Below are 21,217 nucleotides of genomic sequence, written 5' to 3' on the forward strand. Positions count from 1 at the left end.
GCTTATGCTCATTTATCACGGAGAATCGCGCCCCTGTTTCGGCCGGAGCATGTCTGTCGGTTTTTTCCGACGCGTCCTGACCGAGTGGCAAGTGACCGGAATGCGGAGATCCGACCGGATGAATGATCAGGCCAAAAGCGTTGATCAACGCTTTGATGCAGTAGCACCCGCTGAACTTTCGAGCTGGAATCGCCAGGACACCACCTGGATGTTGGGACTGTTTGGGACGGCCATCGGCGCCGGTACCCTGTTTTTGCCGATCAACGCAGGTCTGGGTGGCTTCTGGCCGTTGGTGGTCCTTGCGCTGCTGGCCTTCCCGATGACGTTCTACGCGCACCGTGGCCTGACCCGCTTCGTGCTGTCCGGTCGCGAAGGTGCCGACATCACGGAAGTGGTCGAGCAACATTTCGGCATCAAGGCCGGTGCACTGATCACGCTGCTGTACTTCTTCGCGATCTTCCCGATCCTGCTGATCTACAGCGTCGGCCTGACCAACACGGTCGCCAGCTTCCTCGAACATCAACTGCACATCACGCCGCCACCGCGCGCGCTGCTGTCGTTTGTGCTGATTCTCGGTTTGCTGGCGGTGGTGCGTTGTGGCGAGCAGGCAATCGTCAAGGCCATGAGCCTGATGGTCTATCCATTTATTGTCGCGCTGTTGTTCCTCGCCGTTTACCTGATTCCGCACTGGAACGGCGGCATCCTGACCACGGCATCGCAGGTGCCGGCGCCGTCCGCGCTGTTGCACACGCTGTGGCTGGCGATTCCGGTGATGGTGTTCTCGTTCAACCACTCGCCGATCATCTCGGCATTTGCGGTTGATCAGAAACGTCGTTATGGCGTCCACGCTGAAGAGCGCAGCTCGCAGATTCTGTCCCGCGCACACGCGTTGATGGTGCTGATGGTGCTGTTCTTCGTGTTCAGTTGCGTACTGACGTTGTCGCCAGAGCAATTGGCGGAAGCCAAAGAGCAGAATCTGTCGATCCTGTCTTATCTGGCCAACCACTTCAGCAATCCGACCATCGCCTTTGCGGCACCGTTGATTGCGTTTGTGGCGATCTCCAAGTCGTTCCTCGGCCACTACATCGGTGCCAGTGAGGGCCTGAAAGGCTTGATCGTGAAGAGCGGCAAGCGTCCGAGCGCCAAGGCACTGGATCGCATTGTGGCGGCGTTCATGCTGGTGATCTGCTGGATCGTGGCGACCCTGAACCCGAGCATTCTGGGCATGATCGAAACCGTCGGCGGCCCAGTCATCGCGGCGATTCTGTTCCTGATGCCGATGTATGCCATTCGCAAGGTTCCGGCGATGGCGCGCTATCGTGGCCAGGCGTCTAACGTGTTTGTTACGGCGGTAGGTCTGGTAGCGATTTCGGCACTGGTTTACAAGCTGACGATGTAACACGGATTCAATCGATTAAAACCGCTGTGCCTGCCCGGGCACAGCGGTTTTTTTTGGCTCGCGAGCTGAGCTTGCTCGCGAAAGCGGTGAGGCCCGAACAGGCAACCACCCTCCATCAGGCATAAAAAAACGCCGCTCATCTCACGATGGGCGGCGTTTTTCATTGCGTTGTTACGTTAGGCTTGAACGACCGGGATGTTGGCGTTCGCAGCAGCTTCACGGAACTCGGCGATCTGGTCGAAGGACAGGTAGCGGTAGATATCGGCCGCCATGCTGTCGATCTTGCCAGCGTATTCCATGTACTCCTCGACGGTCGGCAGGCGACCCAGGATCGAAGCCACGGACGCCAGCTCGGCCGAAGCCAGGTAGACGTTCGCGCCGTCGCCCAGACGGTTCGGGAAGTTACGGGTCGATGTCGACACCACGGTGCTGTTTGGCTCAACGCGTGCCTGGTTACCCATGCACAGCGAGCAGCCTGGCATTTCCATGCGTGCGCCAGCCTTGCCGTAGATGCCGTAGTAGCCTTCTTCGGTCAGTTGGTGAGCGTCCATTTTGGTCGGCGGCGACAGCCACAGACGGGTTGGCAGCTGACCCTTGACCTGATCCAGCAGTTTACCGGCAGCGCGGAAGTGACCGATGTTGGTCATGCACGAACCGATGAACACTTCGTCGATCTTCTCGCCAGCAACGCTGGACAGCAGACGGGCGTCGTCCGGATCGTTCGGCGCGCACAGTACAGGCTCGCTGATGTCGGCCAGATCGATTTCGATGACTTCGGCGTATTCGGCGTCGGCATCGGCTTCCATCAGTTCCGGGTTGGCCACCCAGGCTTCCATCGCTTGAGCGCGACGTTCCAGAGTACGCGCATCGCCGTAACCTTCACCGATCATCCAGCGCAGCAGGGTGATGTTGGAGTTCAGGTACTCGGTGATCGACTCTTTCGACAGCTTGATGGTGCAACCGGCAGCCGAACGTTCGGCCGAGGCGTCGGACAGTTCGAACGCCTGCTCCAGGGTCAGACCTTCCAGACCTTCGATTTCCAGGATGCGGCCGGAGAAGGCGTTTTTCTTGCCTTTCTTTTCAACGGTCAGCAGACCGTTCTGGATGGCGAAGTAAGGAATGGCATGAACAAGGTCACGCAGGGTGATGCCAGGTTTCATTTTGCCTTTGAAGCGCACCAGGATCGATTCCGGCATGTCCAGCGGCATAACGCCGGTGGCAGCAGCAAACGCAACCAGACCGGAACCGGCCGGGAACGAAATGCCCATCGGGAAACGGGTGTGCGAGTCACCACCGGTACCGACGGTGTCCGGCAGCAGCATGCGGTTCAGCCACGAGTGGATGATGCCGTCGCCCGGACGCAGGGAAACGCCGCCGCGGGTCATGATGAAGTCAGGCAGGGTGTGGTGGGTGGTCACGTCGATCGGCTTCGGATACGCCGCGGTGTGGCAGAACGACTGCATCACCAGATCAGCGGAGAAGCCCAGGCACGCCAGGTCTTTCAGTTCGTCACGGGTCATTGGACCGGTGGTGTCCTGAGAACCCACGGTGGTCATCTTCGGTTCGCAGTAGGTGCCAGGACGAACGCCTTGGCCTTCTGCCAGACCGCAAGCCTTGCCGACCATCTTCTGCGCCAGGGTGAAACCCTTGGTGCTTTCAGCTGGGGCTTCTGGCTTCTTGAACAGGTCGAACGGTGGCAGACCCAGTTCGGCGCGAGCCTTCTCGGTCAGGCCACGGCCGATAATCAGCGGGATACGGCCGCCGGCACGGACTTCGTCCAACAGCACCGGGGTCTTCATTTCGAAGGTGGTCAGGACTTCGTCGGTGCCGTGTTTGCAGACTTTGCCAGCATGCGGGTACAGGTCGATCACGTCGCCCATGTTCATGTTGGAAACGTCGAACTCGATTGGCAGTGCGCCGGCATCTTCCATGGTGTTGTAGAAGATCGGAGCGATTTTGCTGCCGAAGCAGAAACCGCCAGCGCGCTTGTTCGGCACGTAAGGAACGTCGTCGCCGAAGAACCACAGCACCGAGTTGGTTGCCGATTTACGCGAGGAACCGGTACCGACCACGTCACCGACGTAGGCGATAGGGAAGCCTTGACCGCGCATTTCTTCGATCTGCTTCATCGGGCCGATGGCGCCCTGCTGATCAGGAACGATGCCGTCACGGGCCATTTTCAGCATGGCCAGGGCGTGCAGCGGGATGTCTGGACGCGACCAGGCATCTGGAGCAGGGGACAGGTCGTCGGTGTTGGTTTCGCCGGTAACCTTGAAGACGCGCAGGCTGATCTTGTCGGCCAGGGTCGGACGGTTCTTGAACCACTCGCCGTCAGCCCAGGATTGCAGTACGCCTTTGGCGTGAACGTTGCCGTTCTTGGCTTTTTCTGCGACGTCGTGGAACGCATCGAACATCAGCAGAGTGTGCTTGAGTTGTGCGGCAGCGACTGGCGCCAGTTCGGCGTCGTCCAGCAGGTCAACCAGGGTGACGATGTTGTAGCCGCCCTGCATGGTGCCAAGCAGTTCTACAGCGCGCTTTTTGTCCAGCAGAGGGGAGGAAACTTCGCCCTTGGCCAGTGCAGAGAGGAAGCCGGCTTTGACATAGGCCGCTTCGTCCACGCCTGGTGGAATGCGATTGGTGATCAGGTCAACGAGAAATTCTTCTTCGCCAGCCGGAGGGTTTTTCAGCAGCTCGACCAGGCCTGCTGTTTGTTCGGCGTTAAGCGGCTGGGGAACGATACCCAGGGCTGCACGCTCTTCGATATGTTTGCGGTAGGCTTCAAGCACAGTTATTACCCTCATCAGTGGTCCCAAATGGGTGTCCGGGACGCTCATCCCGAAATTGCCGTACTCATGCTCCTCACGACGTTGTGGGTCGTTCGGCCAGAATTACCGGCAATTCCTTACAGAAGCTGCTTTCAAAGTTTTACGCCTGCAGAACGGGGAGCTGATGAGGGTTGGCGCTGGATTTTTCCCCGCTGGAAAAATCCCTCGCCAACACCGCTCTGAAGGAACGACTGTGCTCGTGACGCTTTGAAAACAGCTTCTAACGGACATTGGCGCCTTAAAAGGCTGGCTGATTCTACGGCAAAAAAAATTTAAAGGTAAGTCGCGCTCTATTGGACTTTCGTGGCAATGCGCGTGGCCGGGGCAAACGCCGCGCGCGGCTGTGACCCTGATGTTTGAGGGGTGATCAATGCCCGACAAAGGGCTAACATGCCGACCTGTTCCGCGTTTCAGTGTTTTGCCTATCTTATGCCCAATCAGACCATCAAGACCCCCTGCGTCGGCCTCTGCTCCACTGTTTACGGTGATCTGGTGTGCCGTGGCTGCAAGCGTTTCCACCACGAAGTGATCCACTGGAATGGCTACAACGAGGAGGAAAAACGTGCGGTGTGGTTGCGTCTGGAGCAATTGCTGTCACAAGTGATGGCGGCCAAGGTCGAGATTTTCGATTCCGCGCGCCTGCGCGAGCAGCTGGAACAGCGCAAGATCCGCTTCGTGCCGCACCAGTCGGAATATTGCTGGGCGTATCAGCTGATTGCTCGCGGTGCGCGGGTGATCATTAATCTGGAAGCGTACGGAATGGTGTTGCTGCCGGAGTTTCGCGACTGGAACCTGCCGGAGTTGCGCGATGCCATTGATCGGGAATTCTTCCTGCTGTCGGAAGCGCACTATCAGCGCTACATCGCCCCGGGATTCCTCAAAGACGCCTTCGGCGCCTAGAAGCTTCGCGAGCAGGCTCGCTCCCACATTTGGAATGCGTTTTCCTGTAGGAGTGAGCCTGCTCGCGATATCGGTCTATCAGTCAACACTGTTGTCGTATGACACACCGCCATCGCGAGCAGGCTCACTCCTACAGGGATCGTATTTCAATGTGAGCTGTTTAGTGCTTCACCGCCAACTCCACCAAATGATCCTCAACCTCCTGCGGCTTGAGCACCAGCACATCGCTCTCCAGTGCATCCAGCACAACTTCCGCCGTATTGCCGATCAACGCCCCTGACAACCCGGTACGCGCCACCGTGCCAATCACGGTCACTGCCGCCTGCAGCTTGTGCGCCATAAACGGGATCAACACATCCGCCGGGCCTTCCTCGATGTGCAGATGCTCATCATCGACATCGAACTCAGCCTGAAACGCCCGACATTGCTCGCGATAACGCGCCTCGATGGTTTCGCTCAGTTGCAGCGTAGGGTCTGCAGCCGACAACATCGGTGATGGATGCGCAGCGATTACGTGAAGATGCGCCTTGGCCAGACTGGCAATGTCATAGCCATGATCAATGATCGTCGTGTGCAGATGCCGGTGCTCGCCATCGGCATTGCCCACGTCCACCGCCGCCAGAATCACTTTGTCCTTCCACGAACCTGCGGTTTTCACCAGCAGCACCGGAGTAGGGCAGTGGCGCAGGAGTTTCCAGTCCGCCGGGGTCAGCAGGGCTTTTTTCAGGGAACTGTCCGGGAAGTGCTGCTTGATCACCAGCCCGCAACCCTCGGCCTGCTGCACATCGATGATGGTTTCATGCAAGCTCTCGTTCCACGCCTGCTCGGTGGTCACGCTGTAGCCATCGGCCACCAGCGCAGCCTTGAGTACGCCAAGCATGCCGGCATGGTCGTGCTTCTTGTCGCACACCAGCAGGTGCAGATGGGCCTGGGTCACGCCCGCGATCAACTTCGCGCGCTTGAGCGCCAGGCTTTCCGAATGTTCGGGTTCGATGACCACCAGAATGCTGCGAATGGCTTGCATGAGCGGAGTCTCCAGCAAAGAAAAGGCACGGCGTTGCACAACTATAGTTGCTGCTCGATCTTCCGCGACTTGATGCATATCAACGCCAGCCGCTGGTGGTCTGCGGACAGGCCGGTATAATCGGCGCCCTTCGCTCGAACACCTTTTACCGTGAGCCCCATGATCCTTCCCGAAATCCACGAATTCCTTGGCTGCCGCACCCCCGACGCCTGGGTTGAGGCTGCACTGGCCGATCAGGAAACCCTGCTGATCGACCACAAGAACTGCGAGTTCAAGGCTGCCAGCACCGCCCTGAGCCTGATTGCCAAGTACCATTCTCACGTCGACCTGATCAACATGATGTCGCGTCTGGCCCGGGAAGAACTGGTGCACCACGAGCAGGTCATGCGCATCATGAAACGGCGCAAGATCGAACTGCGCCAGCTCCACGCTGGCCGTTACGCTTCGGGCTTGCGCAAGGTGGTGCGCAGCCATGAGCCGGTGAAACTGGTCGATACGCTGGTGGTCGGCGCGTTTATCGAGGCGCGCAGTTGCGAGCGGTTCGAAGCCCTGGTGCCGCATCTGGACGAAGAACTCGGCAAGTTCTACTTTGGCCTGCTGAAAAGCGAGGCACGGCATTTTCAGGGTTATCTGAAACTCGCCTACCAGTATGGGGACGCGAAGGATATTGCTCAGGTCATCGACAAGGTCCGTGCCGCCGAGCAAGAATTGATCGAGTCGCCGGACGACGAGTTCCGCTTCCACAGCGGCGTCCCTGCATAAGATTGTTAAAAACTCTTAAGAGTATGAAACATCACCGATAACCGGCCCCAGCGGCCGGTTTTTGCTGCCTGAAGCAAACGCCTGTGCCACGAAAGCCGCCATAATGCCGACCACTTCACACATGGGCGGCAGACGGACGTTATGGATAACCTGGGTTTTGGCAAAGTCCTGCTGGTGGAAGACGATGAGCGTCTGGCAGCGCTGATCGCACACTTTCTCGAACAGCACGGTTATGAAGTACGCACCGTGCTGCGCGGCGATCTGGCCGTGGCGGCCTTTCTCGAGTTCAAGCCGAACGTCGTGGTGCTCGACTTGATGTTGCCAGGGCAGAGCGGTTTGCACGTGTGCCGCGAGATTCGCAGTGTATCGGACACGCCGATTGTGATTCTGACTGCCAAGGAGGACGATCTCGACCACATTCTCGGCCTGGAATCCGGTGCCGATGACTACGTGATCAAACCGATCAAGCCGCCGGTGCTGCTGGCCCGGTTGCGAGCATTGCAACGGCGACAGGTGCCGGACAGCAATGTGGTGAATTTTCTGGAGTTCGGCCAGTTGAGCGTCGACCGCAGTTGCCGTGAAGTGCGGCTGGCGGGCGAGGTCATCGAAATGACCACCATGGAATTCGAGCTGCTGTGGTTGCTGGCCAGCGCGGCCGGCAAAGTGCTGTCGCGCGACGATATCCTCAATCGCATGCGCGGGATCGCTTTTGATGGGCTCAATCGCAGCGTCGACGTGTACATCAGCAAATTGCGCAACAAACTCAAGGACAATCCCCGCGAGCCGATCTGTATCAAAACCGTGTGGGGCAAGGGTTATCTGTTCAATCCGTTTGCGTGGGAGCTGTAGATGCTGCGGTTATTTCTCGGGCTGTTTCTGGTCATGACGATTGGTCTGGTGCTGGCGTTGCAGACGGTCGAACGCACCTTTGATGCCTTGCTCGATTATCAGATGCAGGACTACAACCGCGAGGCTGTGCGGGGGCAAGCGTGGACGTTGGCTCAGCAGTTGCGTGACCTCGATGGCCCGGCCCGGGAAAAGCAGCTGGAAACGATTCGCCCGCATTACGGTTTGGGGCTGACGCTGGTCGATACCTCTGAACTGGCCCTCAGCGACGAGGAAAAAGCCGAGCTGGCCAAAGGGCTGCTGGTGATCCGCGACAAGTACAGCCAGTACATTTCCGCCATTGACGATGGCCCGCAACTGCTCAGCATCCGTTTGCCGGCCGAGCCGAGCCTGATGCCGTTCTACATCGCCGCTGCCTACCTGATGATTGCTGTGCTGATCGGCTTCGTGCTGTTTTTCTGGGTGCGTCCGCACTGGCGTGATCTGGAGAAACTGCGCCTGGCCGCCGAGCGTTTTGGCGACAACGATCTGTCGGTGCGAATTCAATTGTCGAAACGCTCGAACATCCGCGATCTGGCCGAGCACTTCAACCTGATGGCGGCGCGCATCGAAGGCCTGATCGCCAATCAGCGTGAGCTGACCAATGCCGTGTCCCACGAGCTGCGCACGCCGATCGCGCGGTTGTCGTTTGAGCTTGATCAGCTCAAGCAGCAGTCGGACCCCAGCCAGAACCGCGAGCTGATTGCCGATATGTATGCCGACCTCGGCGAGCTGGAGGAAATGGTTTCGGAACTGTTGACCTACGCCAGCCTTGAGCGCGGCGCGACGGTGATCAAACGCGAAAACATTCAAGCTGCCAATTGGCTCGACAGTGTGGTCGGCAGCGTGGCGCTGGAGGCCGAAGCGGCGGGTGTGCAGTTGTTGATTGGTGATTGCCGGCTCGACACCGTGCGCATCGAGCCTCGATTCATGGCGCGGGCGGTGATCAATCTGCTGCGCAATGCGATTCGTTATGCCGAGCAGCGGGTTGAAGTGACGCTGGTGCGCAGCGGTGAATATTACGAAGTGCGGGTCAACGACGATGGGCCGGGCGTGCCGCTAGACGGGCGGGAGAAGATCTTTGAGCCGTTTTCGCGACTGGATGCCAGTCGGGATCGGCGTACGGGTGGGTTTGGCTTGGGTTTGGCGTTGGTGCGCCGCGTGTCGCAGTCGCATGGCGGGCAGGTTGAAGTGGGTGATTCGCCTTGGGGTGGGGCGTCGTTCCGGATGACCTGGGCGCATCTGGATTAATGTTGTGATCTGTGCCGGCCTCTTCGCGAGCAGGCTCGCTCCCACGGTGATCTGCGGCGTTCACAAATCCAATGTGGGAGCGAGCCTGCTCGCGAAGGCGCCATCCATGGCGCTGTTTATTTCAGCCCAGAATCAGAAATCCCACTTGGTCGTCAGCATCAAATTGCGCGGTTCACCGTAGAACGTAGTGTCGAAGTTGCCCAGACCCGTCAGGTAACGCTTGTCGAAGACGTTGTTGGCGTTGACCGTGAAGCTCAGGTGCTCGTTGTACTGATAGCGGCTCATCAGGTCGACGAGGGTGTAGCCGCCCTGTTTGATCCGCGTGTAGTCGCCGGCCGGGGCGCTGTAGATCTTGCCGTAGAACGCGCTCTGCCAGCTCACGCCACCGCCGACAGTGACCTTGTCGAGCACGCCGGGCAAACGGTAGGTAGTGAAGGTGCGCACCGTATGCTCAGGCTTGGTGGTCGACAACGGATAACCGAACATGCGCTGCTCATCGGCATCACGGGTACGTGCGTAGGTGTAGCCGGCGGAGAGGTTCCAGCCTTCGGCCAGTTCGCCGGCCAGTTCCAGTTCGACGCCTTTGGTGGTGGCGCCGTCGATGGCTTTATAGATGCCTTCATTGGTCACCGCGTTGGTGCCGATCGACTCGGCAACCCCGTCCTGCTCGATGCGGAAGAACGCCAGGCTGGCGTTGAGACGACCGTCGAAATACGCCGCTTTCAAACCGGTTTCATAGCTGTCACCTTCGACCGGGGCGAGGGTGGAGCCGTTGGCGTCTTTGTAGGTCTGCGGCTGATAAATGCTGGTGTAGCTGGCATACAGCGAGTAGGTGTCGTCGAGGTCATAGATCACCCCGGCGTACGGTGTGACTACGCCGTGTTCTTTGTAACTGGTGTGGGTGTCGTCGAGGCCGGTGCCGGGGTTGTAGCGGTAGTCTTCGTTGTACTTGAAGGTGCTCAAGCGGCTGCCGAGAATCACCGAGAGATCGTCGGTCGGGCGCAGGCGCGTGGCCAGGTAAATACCGTTCTGGCTCTGGGTGCGCTGGTATTTGCCGTTCTTCGGGAAGTCCTGTTTCGGCAGATTGCCGTCCCAGTCGTAAATGCTCCCTGGCACTTCGGAAAACGCACTGCTGTCGTAGGTTGCGCCAGTCTGTCGCGAGTGCGAGGTCATCACGCCGGCAATCAGTTCATGCTCGCGACCGCCGAGGGTGAAGGGCCCGGAGACGTTGACGTCAGCGGTGTTCTGCACGCGATGACCTTCCCAGCGCCCCCAATACATGAACATGCCTTCGCCCGTGGCGCGGTTCGGATTACCACCGCTGGCCGAAGCGAGGCGGGTGTCGTGATCGGTGGTTTTCTGGTCGAGGCTGACCTTGAATTTCCAGTCGTTGGCCAACGCCTGTTCCAAGGAGGCGAAGTAGGTGATGTTGTCGAAATCGCGGCGGCTCCAGTCCGCGGCGGAGTTGAAGTGGCGACCAAAATCGGTTCGCCCGCCATCGGCGAAATACACCGGGTTGCCGGTCCACGACGAACCGCGTGGCGTGGTGCTGGATTTGTCGACGCCGAAGGTCAGCAGGGTGTCGTCGCTGAGGTCGGCTTCGAGGATGCCGTAGAACAGGTCTTTGCGCTGGCTGTAGTGATCCAGATAGGAATTCTGATCGGAATAGGCGCCGACGAAACGTCCGCGCACGTTGCCCGATTCAGTCAGCGAACCGGAAATATCACCGACGGTGCGGTAGGCATCCCACGAACCAACGGTGCCGCTGATCGAGGCTTTGAATTCCTTGGTCGGCTTCTTGCGGATCAGGTTGACCGTAGCCGACGGATCGCCTGAGCCGGTCATCAGGCCGGTCGCGCCCTTGATGATTTCAATGCGGTCGATGCTCGCGGCGTCGTCGCCGTTGTTCGGGTTCTCGCCGTAAACGCCATCGTAGGGAATGTTGATGCCGTCGTACTGGAAGTTGGTGATCGCCAGTCCGCGCGCGGAAAACTCGGTTCGGTCGCTGTCGTACTTCTGCATGGAAATGCCGGGGGTATTGCGCAACGCATCGCCAATGCTTTGTACACCGCGATCGTCCATTTGCCGGCGAGTGATGACCGTCACCGATTGCGGGGTTTCGCGGATCGACAGCGGCAGGCCGGTGGCCGAGGACATGGCTCCGGTGGTGTAGGAGCGGGTGTCTTCGGTGGTGGCGCCGAGGCCTTGGGCGGAAATGTTGGTGGCGCCCAGTTGCAAGGTCTGCTCGGTTTTTTCAGCGGCGTTGGCAGAAATGCTCAGCAAGGCCAGTGCCAGCGGGCACAGGGCGAAACGGACGTGCGACATGGAGATCCCTTTGCATCGAATCGATCGGTAGTTGAAGTGCTTCTGAGGGGTTAACCGAACGAGTGCGGGAAAAGGGAACTGCGTCGAATCAAGAACGATGAAAAACCTGTGGGAGCGAGCCTGCTCGCGAAAGCGTTGGGTCAGAAATATCAATGTTGGCTGACAGGACGCCTTCGCGAGCAGGCTCGCTCCCACAGGGATTTGTGTTTGCCGTGGATCTATCGGGTCAATCCGAGGCGTTCATGCCACTGGGCGATGGATTCTTCGGGGTAGACGTCGAACTGTTGGTCTTTCGATTTAGCCTCGACTTCCACCCATGGTGCTTTCGAACCGAGCATCAAATGCGTGTGCTCCGGCGGCACTGGCAATGGCGTATCGATGGCCGAGGCGAACGGGTGGATCAACTCCGGCCACTCCGGACTGAACAACCACAGGCCGCTGCCGCACAGTGAACAGAAGTGCCGCTCGGCCGTGCTGCGATGGGCGCGTTTGTCGCCCTCGTCTTTCATCTTCGCGTGATAGACGCTGATGTGTTTGCGCCCGCGCACCTTGAGGCTGCTCGCGTCGCCGCCGAGGTTGATCGCATAACCGCCACCGCCCTGGGTCTTGCGGCAGATCGAGCAATAGCAGCGTTGATAAGGGTAGGGATGGGTGCTGGTGAGGCTGAATGTGACCTCGCCACAATGGCAGGAGCCTTCGAGTTGCATGGTTGCTCTCCCGTTTTTGAATGTGCGGTTGAGCGTAGAACATTCACCACGATGGCGGCCGGTGTGATTCGACGGGCGGGCGCAGCGTCTAGCCCCAGTGTCCCCGCAATCCCATGGGGCGAGACTTCGGAACCCGGCATGCAAGCGCTGTTGAACGAGATTCTTGACGCTGTCCGCCCGCTGATCGGGCAGGGCAAGGTGGCTGACTACATTCCGGCCCTCGGCACCGTGCCGGCCAATCAGCTGGGCATCGCCGTGTACGGCAACGACGGCGAGATGTACTGCGCCGGTGACGCCGAGACGCCGTTCTCGGTGCAGAGTATTTCCAAGGTGTTCAGCCTGGTGCAGGCGATTGATCACTCCGGCGAAGCGATCTGGGAACGCCTCGGTCACGAGCCGTCCGGGCAGCCGTTCAACTCGCTGGTGCAGCTGGAATTCGAGCGCGGTCGACCACGCAACCCGTTCATCAATGCCGGTGCGCTGGTGATCTGCGACATCAACCAGTCGCGCTTCGCCGCACCGACCCTGTCGATGCGCGATTTCGTCCGGCGCCTGTCCGGCAATCCGCAGATCATGATCGACGGCAAAGTCGCCGACTCCGAATACCAGCACCGCGCGCGCAATGCGGCGATGGCGTATCTGATGCAGTCTTTCGGCAATTTTCACAACGATGTCGAAGCGGTGCTGCGCAGCTATTTCAGCCACTGCGCGTTACGGATGAACTGCATCGATCTGGCGCGGGCGTTCTGCTTTCTGGCCAATGACGGGTTCTGCAAACACAGCGGCGAACAGATCCTCACGCGTCGGCAAACCCAACAGGTCAACTCGATCATGGCCACCAGCGGGCTGTATGACGAGGCGGGCAACTTCGCCTATCGCGTTGGCTTGCCGGGCAAGAGCGGCGTCGGCGGCGGGATTGTTGCGGTGGTGCCGGGGCAGTTCACGGTGTGCGTATGGTCGCCGGAGTTGAATGCTGCCGGCAATTCGCTGGCGGGGATGGCGGCGCTGGAGATGCTCAGTTCACGGATTGGCTGGTCAGTATTTTGATCTGAAACCCAATCCATGTAGGAGTGAGCCTGCTCGCGATAGCGTAGTGTCAGTCAACATGTGTGTATCTGATCAACCGCTATCGCGAGCAGGCTCACTCCTACAAGGGGTTTTGTGTTGCCTGGGGGGAGGGTGTTCCTATACATTTTCCGGCCGCTCCCTGCATGGTGAATCCGCTTCATGTCTCTTGCGCTCGAACGTCTAGTCGCTGGCACGCCGATCCCTTTCGCTGGTAACCGCGTCACCGTGGTCAGCCCCGAACTGGCCGCGCGCTTTCAGCCCGGTGACCACCTTTTGGTGGAGCAGGTCAGTGGCGAGTTGCTGCTGATCCCCGTGGCGGATCAGCAAGCGGCGTCCGTGGCGATCGAGCGTGCGGCAGCGGCATTCACTGCCTTGTCGGCGGTGTCCGATGAGGCCATCAGCAAGTTCTTCGACTTGTTCGCGCAACGTCTGGAAACCCCGGACTGCTGGGCGCACATCGAAACCGCCAACCTTGCCGACATCGAGCGGGCCAAGGCGCGCGGCCGCTCCACCACCCGTTTGCTCGCCGATGAGCGCATGCGCGGCGATATGATTGCCGGCCTGCGTGCCTGGCGAGATGCGGCGGCAACGCGCGGCAAAGTCATCAGCAGCGTCGAGCATGACGGCTGGAAGGTCGAGCAAGTGGTTTCGCCGCTGGGCATCGTCGCGTTTGTCTTTGAAGGCCGGCCGAACGTGTTCGCCGACGCCGCCGGTGTCTTGCGCACCGGCAACACCGCCGTGCTGCGTATCGGCAGCGATGCATTGGGTACCGCGCAAGCCATCGTCACTCACGCCTTGAACCCGGCGCTGGCCGATGCTGGTCTGCCGGCCGGTGCGGTGTCGTTGGTGGAAAGCGTCAATCATGCCGCCGGTTGGGCGATGTTCGCTGACCGCCGTTTGTCGTTGGCCGTCGCGCGCGGTTCGGGTCGTGCGGTCAGTCAGTTGGGCAGCATTGCCCAGCAGGCCGGCACCGCCGTCAGCCTGCACGGCACGGGTGGCGCATGGTTGATCGCGGATCGTGCGGCCGATGCCAAACGCTTCGCCGCCGTGGTGCGCAACTCGCTGGACCGCAAAGTCTGCAACACCCTCAACGTCTGCCTGATCCAGCGTGATCGCGCGGCGGAATTGGTGCCGCTGTTTCTTGATGCGCTGCAACAGGCCGGTACTGCGCGTGGCCAAGGCTGCAAATTGCACATCGTCGAAGGCAGCGAGAGTTACCTGCCAAGCGAGTGGCAGAACACAACCGTCGAGGTTTATCGCGCCGAGGGCTATCAGACCGAGGCACTGGCAGAACCCTTGGCAGAGTCCGAGTTGGGCCGCGAGTGGGAATGGGAAGAAACCCCGGAAGTAAGCCTGATGATCGTCGATGATCTGGATCAGGCGATTGCGCTGTTCAACCGCTACAGCCCGCAATTTACCGTGTCGTTGATCAGTGAGGACGCAGCCGTGCAAGAGCGTTTCTACAACGCGGTGAATGCGCCGTTCGTGGGCAATGGCATTACCCGTTGGGTCGATGGGCAGTATGCGTTGAACAAGCCGGAGCTGGGTCTTTCGAACTGGGAGAGCGGGCGCTTGTTTGCGCGCAGTGCGATTCTTTCGGGGGATGGCGTGTTCACTGTTCGTAGCCGGATGACCCAGATCGACCTCACCGTAAAACGCTGATCTCGTAGTCTGTGATCGTTCCCATGCTCCAGCGTGGGAACGATCAATGCTCAGGCAGCGTGGGTGGTTTGTGCATGGATCGCGCAAGTCGCCGGTTGCTCGGCCAGTGGCACAAACGTGCGGCGGTCCGAGGACAGCGCATCGACCGAGCCAGTCTCGATGTCATACACCCAGCCATGCAGGTTCAGCAGGCCTTTTTCCTGGGCCAGACGCACGCTCGGGTGGGTCTGGATATTCGCCAATTGCGCGATCACGTTTTCGCGCACCATCGAACTCAATTTCGCCGCGTCATTGGCATGCGGCCGCGCTTCATTCACCACTTTTGCCGACTCGGCATGCTGCAGCCAGCCGCTGACGGCGGGCAAGTGATCCATGCATTTGCACTGGGCAATCGCGGTCATCGCACCGCAGTCCGAATGCCCGCAGATGACAATGTCGGTCACCCCGAGTACCGCCACTGCGTATTCCACCGTTGCCGAAACCCCGCCCGGATGCGGGCTGTAGGACGGCACGATATTGCCGGCGTTACGGATCACAAACAGCTCGCCGGGTTCTTGCTGGGTCAGCAGTTCCGGCACGACACGGCTGTCGGAACAGGTGATGAACAAGGTGCCGGGCTGTTGCGTGGTTGCCAGGTGTTTGAACAGTTCGGTGCGTTGCGGAAACGCTTCGTTCTGGAATTTCAGGAAGCCATCAATCAGGTTTTTCATGGTGTTGTCCTCTCAGTTCGAGCAACCGCTGCCGAATTCGCTGTACTGAAGAATGTGTTTGCCGCCGTGGCTGTCCAGATACGTCATCTCCACCGGCACCACGCCACACACATCGGCAACCGGGGTGATGCTCAGCACTTGGGCGATATCCAGTTGCATGCCGTAGCGGTAGGCGACGGCCTCGTCAGCGGCAATTGCCTGGGCGCCGAAGCCGCCGAGCAGGGCCAGAATCAACAGAATTTTATGCATGGGGCAGCCTCCAGATATGTTGGATGACGGGTAGCCATTTGAGGTGTGTTGGCCCGCACGCAGGGTGCGGGCCGGTGCGGATCAGAACGGACGCAGGGGCAGGAACTTGCCGTCGAGGGTGACCACGGCGCGGGAGCCGCCTTCCGGGTCTTCGACTTTCTTGATGTCGAGTTTGAAGTTGATCGCGCTGATGATGCCGTCGCCGAACTGCTCGTGAACCAGCGCTTTGAGGGTGGTGCCGTAGATCTGGATCATCTCGTGGAAGCGGTAGATGGTCGGGTCGGTCGGTACGCCGCTGAGGCTGCCACGCAGGGGGATGATCTGCATCGCCGCGACGTCTTCAGCGCTCAGTTCAAGCTTGTCGCCAACCACTTGTGCGGCGTTTTCTGGCAGCGGGTGCTGGCCGAGCAGGGCAGCGGTGACGTACGCCAGGCTGAGGCCGGTGCCGTCGGCCAGATCCTGCCACGACAGATCTTTGCGTGCCTTGGCGTCGAGAACGCGGGTGGTCAGGGCCAGGCTGGTGTCGTTGTAGGCGTGGGACTGTTGCATGGTGTCACTCCTTTCAGGGGTTGGCTTGCTGTGTGGGATTGATCTTCTGCCGATTCATCCATAGCGTCCAAGACCGATATACAATGCTTGGCATAAGTCCTGCCTATAGATGGTATTTCCCATGCTGCTGCGACATTTGCGTTATCTGCTGGCCGTTGCCGATCACGGCGGCTTCACCCGTGCCGCCGAGGCGTTGCATGTGTCGCAGCCAACCCTGTCGCAGCAGATTCGCCAATTGGAAGAAACCCTTGGGGTGAGCCTGTTTGATCGCACTTCGCGTACGGTCAAACCCACCGATGCTGGCGAGGCCTACATCGAATGCGCGCGACGGGTGCTGGTGGAGTTGGAGGCGGGTAAACGCGCGTTGCATGACGTGAAGGATTTGTCTCGCGGGACGTTGCGTCTGGCGATGACGCCGACGTTCATGGCGTATCTGGTCGGGCCGTTGGTGCGCGATTTTGCCGCGCGGTATCCGGGGATTCATTTGCAGATTTTCGAGCTGTCGATGGACGACATCGAGGCGGGGCTGGCGGATGACTCACTGGATATTGCGATTGCGTTTACGCCGGTGCGCAGTCCTGAGATCGAGTGCATTCCGGCGTTTACCGAAACGCTGGGGATCATGGTCGGGCGTGAGCATCCGCTGTATGACAGTGCGGCGGTGCTGACACCGGGGGATGTCGCTTCGCTGGATTTCGCTTTGCTGGCGCCTGACTTCATCACGCGGTTATCGGTGGATGAGTATTTTCGCCAACACGGGATTACGCCGCAGGTGCGGATCGAGGTGAACTCGGTGAGTACGTTGCTGGAAGTGGTGCGTTGTTCGCCGATGGCGACGATGTTGCCGGAAGCGATTGCGACGGAAGATCGGGCGTTGCGCCGGTTGCGGGTGGAGAGTGACGCGCCGCAGCGTGGGGCGGCGGTGTTGCGGCGGCGCAATAATTATCACAGTGCGGCGGCGGTGGCGTTTGTGGAATTGGTGTTGGGCATGGGAAGCCCCTCACCCTAACCCTCTCCCAGAGGGAGAGGGGACTGACCGAGGTGTTTGTGCGATTTACGCCGACCTGAGAAACCTGAGTCGAACTCAGGTTCTGAAAGCGCCATAAATCGGCTCCCTCTCCCTCGGGAGGGGACTGACCGATGTGTTTGTGCAATTTACGTCGACCTGAAAATTTTGAGCCGAACTAAAATTTTGAGCGCAGCACAAATCGGCTCCCTCTCCCTCGGGAGAGGGCTGGGGTGAGGGGCTACAATTCCAGTCACGCCAAATCAATGCAAGCGAACAAAAAAAGGCCTGCTTTCGTCAAGGAAACAGGCCTTTCAATTATTTAATGACTAACTCAGCAGAACCGATCAATCACCCGAACTTCATTCTTGTTCTGCATCGAACCCCACGCCTGTTTCAGCGTTTGCAGAACATTACCGATGAAGTCCTTGTCGGCCGCGGCTTTCTTGCCAACATAACCGTGGCCGCGACGGTACATCTTCAGGCGGGCCAGCAGGTTCTGGTGGTTGCGGTCGAACTCGTCTTCGTCAGCATGAGTCGCCAGGCAGTCGATATGCACCTGCCCCGACTTGCTGATCCACAGAATATGGCTGTCGTGGCTGTCTTTCTGCGCAGCGAACATACGAGCCAGTTCTTCGATAGTAGGTTGATTGTTCAGATTCATGATATTGCCCCTTGACCAGTCTGGTGATCTTTCAAAGTTGATTCGCTAATACAGGTAGCCCATCGGTTAGTTGATCCCTGGCACCGAAACCAGGACGTCAGCGCTCGCCCGTGTGAAGTACGGGGTCGTGCATCTGTTGCATGTAGTCGTGTTGAATAACTGCTACGCAATAGCGTCACAACGAGGAGAAGCAGCGAAAACCGGGAGGCTCCTTGACGACATTTACCGTGTCGACCACAAGCGTCTTGAGAATTTTCGCCAGCGCTTCTCGTCCTTGTACTGGACGTTCAGGCCAGGTCAGCTTCTTCAATCTGCCTTGTGGGCAGCGTGTATCCGGAAAAAACAACTCGGCGGTCAGACGAGTTTGCTCAAGCGTGTTACCGATGTTCCCGATCGGGGAACGTCTTCATCATGCAAAAGCAAAACGACGCCGTCAACGGTTTTGTAGTGATTATTTTTGTTCACTACATATTGTCGGACAAAGCTGTTTTGGAATGAGAAAGAATCCGTTCAGGCAACGGAAAAAGGCGTGCGCAGCCCGTAGAAGGTGCACGGATAACCGTCTACTTCGCGCTGCTGCAGGGTGAAGTGGCCATTGCTCATCAACGGAATCAGCCTGGCCCAGAAGCGCTGCGCCGGCAGGTTGGCGTCGATATGGAAAATCTGCCATTGACCGGGGATCTGGCTCAAGAGGGCAGAGACGACAAACTGCGCGACGCCTTGGCCACGAAAGCGTCGCGCGATGAAAAAGTAGCCGATGTTGTGTTCGGCGCCGGGAATGTGGATTTCGTTATCGACGGTCACGAAGCCGGCCAGTTCGCCGTCGACCTGAATCAGAAATGGTTGGGTGGCCGGGTGGCGCCAGTAGTCGATTTTCGGCTGGATGGAGAAGAAGCCGTGTTCGGCGAGCTTCAGCGGCAGCCATTCGCTGAAGTCGTACATGTAGAACTGCATGAGGTTTTCGATGATTTCCAGCTCATCGCGCTGAGCAGGGTGCAGTTCGATATTGGCCATGCGCCGGGTTCCTGAAAGTGCTGAGTCTTGCAGAAACACTAGCGGGTTTTATTTGCCTGCTGCTTTCGGCGCGCGTTTGGTTGTACCTGTGGTTTTGCTGCGGGTCGATGATTTGCGTTTCTTCTTCCACGGCGCTGCGGCTTTACCGGCAGGTGGCGGGCCGCTGATGGTCAGGCTGAGGCTGGAGCAGCGCGTCACCTGTTTGCTCATCCATGCCGCTTGTTTGGTGACGAACTCTTCAAGGCTCATTTCGCCACTTTGCACCATGTCCAGCGCCTGCTCCCAGATCGCCGTGGTGCCGGGGTCGGCAATCGCGCGCGGCACGGCGTCGATCAGGCTGAACGCGGCCGGGGTGGCGGCGAGGGCCTTGCCGTTTTTCACTAGATAGCCACGGTCAATCAAACCCTGAATGATCGAAGCACGGGTGGCTTCGGTACCGATACCGGTGGTGTCCTTGAGTTTCTGTTTGAGCAGCGGATCCTCCACCAGTTTGGCGACGTTTTTCATCGCCTTGATCAGATCGCCCTCGGTGTAGGGTTTGGGCGGTTGCGTCCACAAATCCTTGAGCTTCACAGCGGCGATGGCGCATTCGACGCCTTGGCTAAGGGTCGGCAAGGTTTGCGGTGCGGGTGCTTCGCGGCCCGTGGCCGGCGCCAGTGCCTCGGGCAGGGCACGTTTCCAGCCTGCTTCGATGATCTGCTTGCCCACCGCGCGCAAGGCTTCACCGGCGCAATCGAAATCGGCCTGGGTGCGATCGTATTCGTGATTGGGCAGGAACTGCGCCAGATAGCGCGCGCGGATCAGCGTATAGACCGCGCGGTGCTTGCCACTCAGGCGCTCTAGATTCTTCGCCGCTGCGGTGGGAATAATGCCGTGGTGAGCGCTGACCTTGGCGTCGTTCCACGCGCGGGATTTGCGTTGCGGCTCCAGAAACCCGTTGAGCGCTTCGAGGCTCGGATCAGCCTGACGCAACGCCACGAGAATCCCCGGCGCCTCACTGTGCTGGCTTAGCGGCAAGTAGCCGCAATCACTGCGCGGGTAAGTGATGACTTTGTAGGTTTCGTAGAGTGCCTGAGCAATGTCTAGGGTTTCCTGCGCACCGAGGCCGAGTTTCTTCGAGCAAACTTCCTGCAAGGTGCCGAGATCGAAGGGCAGGGGCGCCACTTCGCGCATGCGCTCGGTTTTCAGCTTGACCACCCGGGCACTGGCAGCGCCGTTGATGGCGGCGGCCGCTTGCTGGGCCAGCGCCTGATTCAGGCAGCGCTCCTGATCATCACAAACATCCGACGGCGCGCGCCACTGCGCGGTAAACGGAATGCTGTTGTGCAGCAGATCAACATCGATCGCCCAGAATGGCACTGGCACGAAATCGGCGATGCTGCGGTCGCGATCAACCACCAGCCGTAAGGTCGGTGTCTGTACCCGGCCTACTGGCAACACGCCTTGATAACCCGATTGTCGCCCCAGCAGTGTAAACAGCCGACTCATGTTCATGCCGATCAGCCAGTCCGCCCGCGAGCGTCCCAGCGCCGAGTGATACAGGCTGAAGGTTTCGGCCCCCGGTTTCAGCGCGGCCAAGGCTTTGCGGATCGAGGCTTCGTCCAGCGCCGAGAGCCATAAACGGCGGATCGGCCCGCGATAACGGCAGTGCTCGACCAGTTCCCGGGCGATCATCTCGCCCTCACGGTCGGCGTCGGTGGCGATGATCAGTTCGCTGGCCTCGCCGAGCAGGCGTTTGACCGCTTTGTACTGGCTGGCGGTGCGCGGCTTGACGGTCATTTTCCACTTGTCCGGGATGATCGGCAGATCAGCCAGCACCCAGCGCTTGTAGCGCGCGTCATAGGCATCCGGCGGCGCGGTTTCGAGCAAGTGGCCGATGCACCAGGTCACCGTGACGTCCGTTCCCAGCCAGCAGCCGTCGCCCCGACGCTTGGCGCCGAGCACGGCCGCAATATCTTTGGCCTGGGAGGGTTTTTCACAGAGGTACAGCCGCATAACCACCATCGTCGATCAAAGTCCGAACAGGTGCACAGAATGGCCGGACTTGGCGTCAGGGGCAACTTTTATCTGTATGGATATACAGACAAAAAGCATTGCAGCAGGTGACGGGTAATACAGGGACGCAGGCCCGGCTATCGAGAAATTGAGTAGCACCCGGTTTGCGTGTGTGTCAGGTTTTTCGGCGATTCAAACACGCGAGTGACAGGACGATCTCGC

General features: G+C 59.4%; 18 protein-coding genes. 8 read left to right on the forward strand and 10 right to left on the reverse strand.

Annotation, left to right across the window (positions count from 1 at the left end; genetic code table 11):
- Positions 1-118 precede the first annotated feature (118 nt).
- The gene (locus tag CKW17_RS14020; protein ID WP_095120280.1) at positions 119-1,399 is read left to right on the forward strand and encodes an HAAAP family serine/threonine permease; all 1,281 of its coding nucleotides are present in this window, start codon (positions 119-121) and stop codon (positions 1,397-1,399) included.
- Positions 1,400-1,575: 176 nt separating this feature from the next.
- Here the strand turns inward: CKW17_RS14020 and acnB are convergent, their stop codons facing one another.
- Positions 1,576-4,185, reverse strand: coding sequence for a bifunctional aconitate hydratase 2/2-methylisocitrate dehydratase (gene acnB, locus CKW17_RS14025; RefSeq protein WP_095120281.1), 2,610 nt, complete (start codon positions 4,183-4,185; stop codon positions 1,576-1,578).
- A gap of 468 nt (positions 4,186-4,653) precedes the next feature.
- Here acnB and CKW17_RS14030 point away from each other — a divergent pair, with 468 nt between their 5' ends.
- Positions 4,654-5,124 (forward strand): DUF1289 domain-containing protein, encoded by a 471-nt coding sequence (locus CKW17_RS14030; RefSeq protein ID WP_064117650.1) that lies wholly within the window; start codon positions 4,654-4,656, stop codon positions 5,122-5,124.
- Positions 5,125-5,284: 160 nt separating this feature from the next.
- Here the strand turns inward: CKW17_RS14030 and CKW17_RS14035 are convergent, their stop codons facing one another.
- Positions 5,285-6,148, reverse strand: coding sequence for a universal stress protein (locus tag CKW17_RS14035; protein WP_038366282.1), 864 nt, complete (start codon positions 6,146-6,148; stop codon positions 5,285-5,287).
- Between the two features lie 159 nt (positions 6,149-6,307).
- Here CKW17_RS14035 and CKW17_RS14040 point away from each other — a divergent pair, with 159 nt between their 5' ends.
- From CKW17_RS14040 to CKW17_RS14050, 3 genes are all read left to right on the forward strand, one after another.
- Complete coding sequence (locus CKW17_RS14040) at positions 6,308-6,910, forward strand: tRNA-(ms[2]io[6]A)-hydroxylase (RefSeq protein WP_095120282.1); 603 nt, start codon at positions 6,308-6,310, stop codon at positions 6,908-6,910.
- A 141-nt stretch (positions 6,911-7,051) separates the two neighbouring features.
- Positions 7,052-7,759 carry a response regulator gene (locus CKW17_RS14045; RefSeq protein WP_095120283.1) on the forward strand — a complete coding sequence of 236 codons (708 nt, stop codon included), beginning with the start codon at positions 7,052-7,054 and terminating at the stop codon, positions 7,757-7,759.
- Positions 7,760-9,046, forward strand: coding sequence for an ATP-binding protein (locus tag CKW17_RS14050; RefSeq protein ID WP_095120284.1), 1,287 nt, complete (start codon positions 7,760-7,762; stop codon positions 9,044-9,046).
- 132 nt (positions 9,047-9,178) lie between these two features.
- On the opposite strand, the gene CKW17_RS14055 is transcribed toward CKW17_RS14050, so the two are convergent.
- Complete coding sequence (locus CKW17_RS14055; RefSeq protein WP_095120285.1) at positions 9,179-11,371, reverse strand: TonB-dependent siderophore receptor; 2,193 nt, start codon at positions 11,369-11,371, stop codon at positions 9,179-9,181.
- 218 nt (positions 11,372-11,589) lie between these two features.
- On the reverse strand, positions 11,590-12,078 hold the full coding sequence (locus tag CKW17_RS14060) for a GFA family protein (protein ID WP_095120286.1): 489 nt from the start codon (positions 12,076-12,078) through the stop codon (positions 11,590-11,592).
- Between the two features lie 138 nt (positions 12,079-12,216).
- Here CKW17_RS14060 and glsB point away from each other — a divergent pair, with 138 nt between their 5' ends.
- Both glsB and CKW17_RS14070 read left to right on the forward strand, forming a co-directional pair.
- Complete coding sequence (glsB, locus tag CKW17_RS14065; RefSeq protein ID WP_034152462.1) at positions 12,217-13,125, forward strand: glutaminase B; 909 nt, start codon at positions 12,217-12,219, stop codon at positions 13,123-13,125.
- Positions 13,126-13,305: 180 nt separating this feature from the next.
- A complete protein-coding gene (locus CKW17_RS14070) occupies positions 13,306-14,808 on the forward strand; it encodes an aldehyde dehydrogenase family protein (RefSeq protein ID WP_095120287.1) in 1,503 nt (500 codons plus the stop codon).
- 50 nt (positions 14,809-14,858) lie between these two features.
- Here the strand turns inward: CKW17_RS14070 and CKW17_RS14075 are convergent, their stop codons facing one another.
- From CKW17_RS14075 to cynS, 3 genes are all read right to left on the reverse strand, one after another.
- Positions 14,859-15,518, reverse strand: a complete 660-nt coding sequence (locus tag CKW17_RS14075) for a carbonic anhydrase (protein ID WP_095120288.1) — start codon at positions 15,516-15,518, stop codon at positions 14,859-14,861.
- 12 nt (positions 15,519-15,530) lie between these two features.
- Positions 15,531-15,767 carry a DUF2790 domain-containing protein gene (locus CKW17_RS14080; RefSeq protein WP_095120289.1) on the reverse strand — a complete coding sequence of 79 codons (237 nt, stop codon included), beginning with the start codon at positions 15,765-15,767 and terminating at the stop codon, positions 15,531-15,533.
- An 81-nt stretch (positions 15,768-15,848) separates the two neighbouring features.
- Positions 15,849-16,316 carry a cyanase gene (gene cynS, locus CKW17_RS14085; protein WP_016982959.1) on the reverse strand — a complete coding sequence of 156 codons (468 nt, stop codon included), beginning with the start codon at positions 16,314-16,316 and terminating at the stop codon, positions 15,849-15,851.
- Between the two features lie 121 nt (positions 16,317-16,437).
- Between cynS and cynR the strand changes: the two genes are divergently transcribed.
- Positions 16,438-17,325 carry a transcriptional regulator CynR gene (gene cynR, locus CKW17_RS14090; protein ID WP_095120290.1) on the forward strand — a complete coding sequence of 296 codons (888 nt, stop codon included), beginning with the start codon at positions 16,438-16,440 and terminating at the stop codon, positions 17,323-17,325.
- 331 nt (positions 17,326-17,656) lie between these two features.
- On the opposite strand, the gene CKW17_RS14095 is transcribed toward cynR, so the two are convergent.
- The 3 genes from CKW17_RS14095 to CKW17_RS14105 form a co-directional block, all read right to left on the reverse strand.
- Positions 17,657-17,986: a hypothetical protein gene (locus tag CKW17_RS14095; protein WP_095120291.1), complete on the reverse strand. Its 330-nt coding sequence runs from the start codon at positions 17,984-17,986 to the stop codon at positions 17,657-17,659.
- Between the two features lie 510 nt (positions 17,987-18,496).
- Entirely contained in the window at positions 18,497-19,000 is a 504-nt protein-coding gene (locus tag CKW17_RS14100) for a GNAT family N-acetyltransferase (RefSeq protein WP_095120292.1), read from the reverse strand.
- Positions 19,001-19,048: 48 nt separating this feature from the next.
- Complete coding sequence (locus CKW17_RS14105) at positions 19,049-20,995, reverse strand: DNA topoisomerase III (RefSeq protein WP_095120293.1); 1,947 nt, start codon at positions 20,993-20,995, stop codon at positions 19,049-19,051.
- Positions 20,996-21,217: the final 222 nt, after the last annotated feature.

Source organism: Pseudomonas sp. Irchel s3f10 (genome assembly GCF_900187515.1).
GTDB classification, from domain to species: domain Bacteria; phylum Pseudomonadota; class Gammaproteobacteria; order Pseudomonadales; family Pseudomonadaceae; genus Aquipseudomonas; species Aquipseudomonas tensinigenes.